We start from the raw sequence: 7,112 nt of genomic DNA, 5'->3' as shown, positions 1-7,112 counted from the left end.
GGGATTCCGCCCGCATCCGGCCGACTGTGCCACCGCGGGTGTCTCAACGTAAGTGTTCAGCGGACGAACGCCTTGGCCGCCAGGCCGTTGACGGTGGTATCACCCTGCTGGAAGCCGACCATGGAATCGACCATGTAGTGCGGGTAGTCGAGGGTGGGCTCCGTCAGCGCGTCCAGTCCGGCGGTCTGCTCCTCGGTGAGCGTGACGTCGAGCGAGGCGAGGTTGGCGACGAGTTGCTCATGGGTGCGAGCACCCACCAGCGTCGATGTGACCTCCGCACGCTGACGCACCCAGGCCAGCGCCACCGCCGCGACCGTGGTGTCCAGACCGTCCGCGATCTCCTTGAGCGCGTCCAGCAGCACGAACGTCGATTCGGTCAGGTGGACCCCCGCATAGGCCGCGCGTCCCGAGCCCGCCACCTCGGTGGTCTCACGCGAGTACTTGCCGGACAGCGCCCCGCTGGCCAGCGGAGACCACGGCGTCACGCCGAGGCCGAAGCGCCGGGCCGCACCGAAGGTCTCTCCCTCCACGCTGCGGGCGAGCAGCGAGTACTCCACCTGCAGCGCGGCAACCGGCTCCCACTCGCGCAGCCGGGCCACGGTGGCGGCTTCGGCCACCCACCATGCCGGCACGTTGGACAGGCCGATCGCGTGAATCTTCCCCGCACGAACCAGATCGGTCAGAGTGGAGAGGGTCTCCTCGATCGGGGTGTGCCGGTCCCACTGGTGCAGCCAGTACAGGTCGATGTAGTCGGTGTTCAGCCGCTTGAGGCTGGCGTCGAGCTGGGCCCGGATCGCCTTGCGGCCGGCACCGCCGGAGTTGGGGTCGTCGGCCGCCATGCTGCCACCGAACTTCGTCGCCAGGACCATGCGGTCACGGCGCCCAGGCCGTCGCGCGAAGTAGCTGCCGAGCGTCTCCTCCGAGGCACCGCCGTTGTACATGTTCGCGGTGTCGACGAAATTGCCGCCGGCGTCGAGATAGTGATCCAGCAGACCGAACGAGGCCTCCGGGGCCGAACCCCAGCTGCCGTCGTCGAAGGTCATCGCACCGAAGGCCAGGGGGCTGACACGCAGACCGGAGCGGCCGAGCGTGCGATACGAGTCGAGAGACATGTCATTCCTTGGTCGAGCTACAGCGGAGTGCTTGCGTCCACCACACTCCCCGAACCATCACCGACAAGGGAGGCTCCACCAGCCTGGGTGCTCCACACCCAGGCTGGCCACGGACCTGCGACGCCGCAGCGTCGCAAGAACGACACATCCCGTGCGAAGCGATGTGGTCGACGTCGCTGAACGTCGTGTGGAGGGCGTCACCGCAGCGTGGCCGCGGTGACGTCGACAAGCGCGGCTTTGCGGCTTCGGTGAGCCGCAGCCGACTGGCTGGGGGGAGCACTCGTCGCCGTCAGATAGGTGAGGGCCTGGGCGCTGCGGCTTCCGGGCGAGGGTGCTCCCACCAGCAGGCGCTGCCCCGGGGCGTCCGGCCGGCTGAAGGTCGTGTACGTGAGTTCCAGGGGACCTACGTCCGGATGGACGACTGCGCCGTACGCACGGGCCAGATCAGCCTCCGTGCCGCTCTCCCACAGACAACTGAAGTCCGCTGATCGAGCCAACAGCTCGCCGACCAGATCCGGGATGTCGATGTCTTCGGGGCACTGGAGTGCGTTGTGGCGCAGCGTCTGCACGGTGGCGGCAGCGGCGCGAGGCCATTCCGCGAAGAAGACACGCGCCTTCGAATGAGTGAACAGGGCCCGGGCCAGGTTGATTCCACTTCCGAAGGGAGACAGCAGAGCTCGCGCGCGCTGGTTGACCGCCAGGACATCGAGACAGGGACTCAGCGCGTAGGCCACCGCAGGGGACGAATCCTCCAGCAGCCGCAGCAGCGCCGGATGCACACGCGCCGGCATGCTGTCCGGACCGAGGCTCGGGTTGATACCCGAGAGACGGAACAGGCGACCGCGCGCGTCCGAGTCCAGTTGGAGCGCTCGGCTGAGCGCTTCCACAACCCGCGCCGAGGGGTTCCGCTCGCGCCCCTGCTCCAGGCGGCTGTAGTAATCCGCGCTGATTCCCGTCAGGACGGAGATCTCCTCCCGGCGAAGTCCCTTCACCCGACGGCCCGACGCGACGACCGGCAGACCGGCCGTCCACGGATCCAGCCGGGCACGACAGAGACGGAGATAGTCGCCGAGCGCGTTGTCCGACGCGCCCTCCTCCCTCTTGGCGGTCCCACCGGTGTCACCGGCGGGTACTGCGGGCACACGCATCCTCATTGCGGCTCTCCAGGCGTGCGGTGCCGGATCTCCACCCACCCTCACGGTGCGCAGCACTGTGGCGCGCCCCCGCACGGACCGCGCCTCTGTCCGGCACTCTGCTCTCAGCGCACGGTCTCTGGAAGGACGTGACTTCCTAGGTGTGCCGCACCCGGGTACCGCCGCGTATCCGGAGGCCGGGCCGCGGCGTGCCGGGCACGGCGGGCGCGGCGGCCGTCGGGTGAATGTGATCTCCAGTGCGAAGCAGAGGCCCGGTCTCACGAGGAGACCCGAGGCTGCGGGGGCGGGTGGTCTCCTGCCGCATACACGGCCACGGTCTCGCGAAGCACATCCGCGATGGTGTCTTGCGCCAGTGACTGGCGCAGGGCTTCGGTCGCCCGGTCATAGATCCTCGTCAGGACGGGCTGGATGCCGTAGCCGACATAGCACTCCGCGTCCGGATCCGAGGCGTGCAGGCCGAAGACCGGATCGTCCGAACTCGCGCAGTACACGTCCAGCAAGGTGATCGACGCGGCGTCGCGGGCAAGGCTCCAGCCGCCGCCCTTGCCGTGGTCGATGGTCACAAGTCCATGGTCCTTCAGCCGGCCCAGGCTCCGCCGGATCACGACCGGGTTCGTGTTCACGCTTGTCGCGATGCGCTGCGACGTCGCGGTCTCCTTGTCGGTGCCGCGCCGGTCGTATGCCAGCCAGGTCAGGATGTGCACGGCCAGGCTCATGCGGCTGTTCGCGCTCACGCTGCTCCTCACGTCTTCGGGGCCTGCGGTTGCCGAAGGGCCCCCTCACACAACTGTAACAAGAACAGATACAGCACAACCCTGCCGACGGACGGGTGGAAACCCGGCTTGCCACGCAGAGGTGTAACTGTTTTAGTTGCCCTGTAAGCACTTCAGTTACAGGTGCTGTGACGCGGCCTTTCCCGGCCCGACACCCCTCTCACGAAGGAACCCATCATGGGACTGCTTTCCGACCGGATCGCCCTCGTCACCGGCGGCAGCGCGGGCATCGGTCTGGCCACCGCCCGGCGCTTCATCGAGGAGGGGGCCTTCGTCTACATCACCGGCCGCCGGCGAGCAGAACTCGACGCCGCCGTCGAAAGCCTCGGCGCCCGTGCAGCAGGCATCCGGGGCGACGTCGCCGATCCGCATGCTGTGGACAAGGTCATCAGCGCGATCACGCACCGCCACGGGCGGCTGGACACCGTCTTCGTCAACGCGGGCAGCGGCAGCGTGATCCCTCTCGAAGAGATCACGCAGGAAGACTACGAACGGCACTTCTCCGTCAACGTCGCCGGAACTCTGTTCACCGTGCAGAAAGCCCTGCCCCTGATGACGGCCGGCGGCTCCATCACCCTCGTCGGCTCGATCAGCGCCTCCCGCAACGTTCCCCGGATGAGCCTGTACGGCGCCACCAAGGCCGCCGTGCGCAGCCTGGGCCGCTCCTGGGCCTACGAACTGACCGAACGCGGCATCCGCGTCAACGTCCTCAGCCCCGGCCCGATCGATACTCCCGCCACCTACGTCTCGGCCGGCGCGCACGACGAAGAAGCCCAGCAACAGCACCGGAACCAGGTGAGCAGCATCGTCCCGCTGGCCCGCATCGGCCGCCCCGAAGAAGTCGCCGCCACCGCAGTGTTCCTGGCCTCCGACCAGAGCTCCTTCACGACCGGCGCCGAGTTCTTCGTCGACGGCGGCATGGGCCAGATGTGACCGCTCACCCCACCACCGGTCACACGGCCTCACGGGCCTTCTGAACCAGCCGTCCAGAAAGACCAGCCGTCCAGAAAGAACCGACATGGCACCCGACGCCCGCACCTGGCTCATCACCGGCGCCTCAGCCGGCCTGGGCCGGGCACTGACCGAGACACTCCTCGACGATGGTCACCGCGTCGCCGCGACCGCACGCGACACCACCACCTTCGCGCCGCTGAAGAGCACTTACGGACAGCGCCTGTGGACTGCCGAACTCGACGTCACCGACACCGCGCGCCTGCGAACCGTCGTCGACGCCGCCTTCCAGGAACTGGCCCGCGTCGACCACATCGTGTCCAACGCCGGCTTCGGCCTGTACGGCGCGGCGGAGGAATTCGACGACCAGGGCATCCGGGCCGTACTCGACACCAATCTCGTGGCCCCCATCAACCTTCTCCGCACCGCACTGCCGCATCTCAGGAACCAGGGATCGGGCCACTTCACCCAGATCTCCAGCGCCGCAGGTCAAACCGGCATGGCCGGAGCCAGCGTCTACCACGCGGCCAAGTGGGGGGTCGAAGGATTTTTCGACTCCCTCCACGACGAACTCGCCCCCTTCCACATCGGCATCACTCTCATCGAACCCGGCACCATCAAGTCCAACTTCTTCAACCGCCTGCGGGTCAGCGAACCGCTCGACGCCTACCAGAGCGGGCCCGTCGGAGAACTGCGCCGCTACCTCGCCCAACCGGCAGCCGTGACGGCCGACAGCGTCGGCGACCCCGTGAAGATGGCCCGCGCCATCATCGAGTCCGCCACCTCGGCCAACCCGCCCCGCAGACTTCCCCTGGGCAGCGACGCCTTCACCGCCATCGACGACGCATTGACCGGGCGGATCACCGAACACCGGGCCCAGCACGCCACAGCGCAGACCACCGACCACTGAGTTGCCGGCCATCACTCCCGGACCACCACAGCGGCATGACGCACTGGCCCCACCACCCGCCGGCGAAGCGCATCGCACGCTGCCAGAACCAAGGAAGCAAGGAAGCAAGAGCAATGACACTGAACCACCCGCACATTGACGGCCGCGACGAAGCCGAGATCCGGTCAGTGCTCCTCGGGTACGCCAAGGCACTGGACGGCCGCGACTTCGAGCAACTCGCCGATGTGTTCACCGAGACCGCAGAGCTTGAGAACACCTTCGAGAGCTACATCCCGGGCGGCGACGCGTTCACCGGCGTGATGGCACGTGGGGCGCAGGGCATCGCAGGAGCCATCGGCGGCCTCATGGGCCGCCTCGACGCCACCCAGCACTTCCTGGGCGCGATCTGGTTCGAGCCCACCGCTGAGGGAGTGCGCACGCGAACGCAGGTCATCGCCCACCACCACCTCGGAACCGGCTTCTACCACACCGGCGGCACCTACATCGACTCCTTCGTCCGCACCAACAACGGATGGCGCATCGACCGCCGTGTACTGCATACCTCGTGGACCACGGGCGAGCCGAGCGTGGTCACCGGCGCCTGACCCGCCGGCGCAGGCAAGGCGCTGCCGGCCCAGCTGGGCGCGTGTGCTGCCCTCGCGGGCGAAGTACCAGGGCGGTTACCGATCTTTATTCGGTAACCGTCGCAGCCACATCAATCTCCTTATCCGTGCCCTACCTCCGAGGCGCCCATATGTCTGTCCGTGAAGAACTCAGGACCGGGACGGGACCGACACCTCTCCCGTCCCTTGCGGGTCGCCGCGTCGAGGTGCCGCCGCACGCCGCGCTGGCCGTCGCCGCCGTGCTCACCGCTCAGCTGATGCTGCAACTCGACGCACAGGTGGTCACGGTCGCCCTTCCACAGGTGCAGAGCGCGCTCGGGTTCTCCGCAGCTGGACTGTCATGGGTTCCCAACGCCTACGCCCTGGCCTTCGGCGGCCTGATGCTCCTCGGTGGCCGGCTCGGTGACGCCTTCGGACGAGTGCGGGTCTTCACCATCCACACCGCCCTGTTCGCCGCGGCTTCCCTCGCCGCCGGGCTCGCTCCGAACGCGCCCACGATGATCACCGCCAGGGTCGCTCAGGGAGTGGGCGCCGCCATCGCCGCGCCCAGCGTCCTCTCCCTGCTGGCGGCCATGGCCAGGGACGAAGCCGCCCGACGTCGCAGCCTGGCCATGTTCACCGCGGCCTCCGCCATCGGCTCGTCATTCGGCCTCATCCTCGGCGGTGCGCTGACCGCTTTCGCCTCATGGCGGTGGGGACTGCTCATCAATGTTCCGGTCGGTGCCGCGGTCGTAGCGGTGGTCCACCGACTCGTACGCGAGAGCGCGCCGGTCCGCGGGCGCGTCGACATCGCGGGCGCCGTCACCGCGACTCCGGGTTCGCTGCTCCTGGTCTACGGGTTCATCCACGCCGCCGAAGCCGGCTGGGCGACCGTGCCGACCATTCTCGCCTTCGTCCTCGCCGCCGTCCTGCTCGTCGCGTTCGTACTGATCGAGCAGCGTGCCGCCCATCCACTGCTGGACCTGACACTGCTACGGCACACCGGCCGCGCCACGGCGCTCGTGGTCATGGGATTGATCGTCGGAGTCCACTTCTCGTTGCTGTTCATACTGGTCCAGTACCTCCAGCGCGGCCTCGGCATGGGCGCGCTCACGGCCGGCCTCGCCTTCCTCCCTCTCACCGGCACCATCCTCACGGTGACCCAGTTCGTTCCCGCGGTCATCCGGCGCGTCGGACCCGCCAGACCACTCGTGGCCGGGAGCGTGCTCGTGGCGGTCAGCTTCGTCTGGTTCGCGCAACTCGACAGCGGCAGTACATACGGCGGCGGTGTGCTGGCACCGCTGGTCGTCCACAGCCTCGGTGCCGCCCTGGTGTTCACCCCGGCCACCGTCATGATCATGGACCATCTTCCGCCGGAACACACCGGCTCGATGTCCGGCTTCCTGCAGATGGTCCAGCAGGTGTCCGGATCCCTGGGCATCGCCGTGATCGTGGCCGTCTACATCGGTGCCGGGGAACCCGGCCAGGTGGCCTCCGGCATCGCTCCGGCTTTCTACCTCGCCGGCGTCATCTCGGCACTGGCCGTACTCACCGCTCTCACGTCCCTCGTCCGACGCGGCTCCTCCCGGCCGACCACGACGCATTCCTAACCCCGACACTTCAAGGAGAAT

Annotated in this window: 7 protein-coding genes; 4 read left to right on the top strand and 3 right to left on the bottom strand. The window is 68.2% G+C overall.

All coding sequences use genetic code 11. The features are described 5' to 3' along the window. Nucleotides 1–56: 56 nt before the first annotated feature. The 3 genes from UWG_RS0106670 to UWG_RS29580 all read right to left on the bottom strand — a co-directional run bounded on the left by UWG_RS0106670 (nt 57) and on the right by UWG_RS29580 (nt 3,000). The gene (locus UWG_RS0106670; protein WP_016906423.1) at nt 57–1,112 is read right to left on the bottom strand and encodes an aldo/keto reductase; all 1,056 of its coding nucleotides are present in this window, start codon (nt 1,110–1,112) and stop codon (nt 57–59) included. A 197-nt stretch (nt 1,113–1,309) separates the two neighbouring features. After that, the gene (locus UWG_RS0106665) at nt 1,310–2,260 is read right to left on the bottom strand and encodes a helix-turn-helix domain-containing protein (protein ID WP_237720006.1); all 951 of its coding nucleotides are present in this window, start codon (nt 2,258–2,260) and stop codon (nt 1,310–1,312) included. Nucleotides 2,261–2,523: 263 nt separating this feature from the next. After that, nucleotides 2,524–3,000: an Rrf2 family transcriptional regulator gene (locus UWG_RS29580; protein ID WP_050988519.1), complete on the bottom strand. Its 477-nt coding sequence runs from the start codon at nt 2,998–3,000 to the stop codon at nt 2,524–2,526. 216 nt (nt 3,001–3,216) lie between these two features. Here UWG_RS29580 and UWG_RS0106655 point away from each other — a divergent pair, with 216 nt between their 5' ends. The 4 genes from UWG_RS0106655 to UWG_RS33460 all read left to right on the top strand — a co-directional run bounded on the left by UWG_RS0106655 (nt 3,217) and on the right by UWG_RS33460 (nt 7,091). After that, nucleotides 3,217–3,972, top strand: coding sequence for an SDR family NAD(P)-dependent oxidoreductase (locus UWG_RS0106655; RefSeq protein ID WP_016906420.1), 756 nt, complete (start codon nt 3,217–3,219; stop codon nt 3,970–3,972). A gap of 85 nt (nt 3,973–4,057) precedes the next feature. Continuing rightward, on the top strand, nt 4,058–4,900 hold the full coding sequence (locus UWG_RS0106650; RefSeq protein ID WP_016906419.1) for an SDR family oxidoreductase: 843 nt from the start codon (nt 4,058–4,060) through the stop codon (nt 4,898–4,900). A 113-nt stretch (nt 4,901–5,013) separates the two neighbouring features. Further along, entirely contained in the window at nt 5,014–5,484 is a 471-nt protein-coding gene (locus UWG_RS0106645; RefSeq protein WP_016906418.1) for a nuclear transport factor 2 family protein, read from the top strand. 149 nt (nt 5,485–5,633) lie between these two features. Further along, nucleotides 5,634–7,091, top strand: coding sequence for an MFS transporter (locus UWG_RS33460; protein WP_202800750.1), 1,458 nt, complete (start codon nt 5,634–5,636; stop codon nt 7,089–7,091). The last annotated feature ends 21 nt before the right edge of the window (nt 7,092–7,112 follow it).

It is taken from the genome of Streptomyces xiaopingdaonensis (assembly GCF_000262345.1).
GTDB classification, from domain to species: Bacteria; Actinomycetota; Actinomycetes; order Streptomycetales; family Streptomycetaceae; genus Streptomyces; species Streptomyces xiaopingdaonensis.
This window is presented reverse-complemented; position numbering and strand designations above follow the sequence as displayed.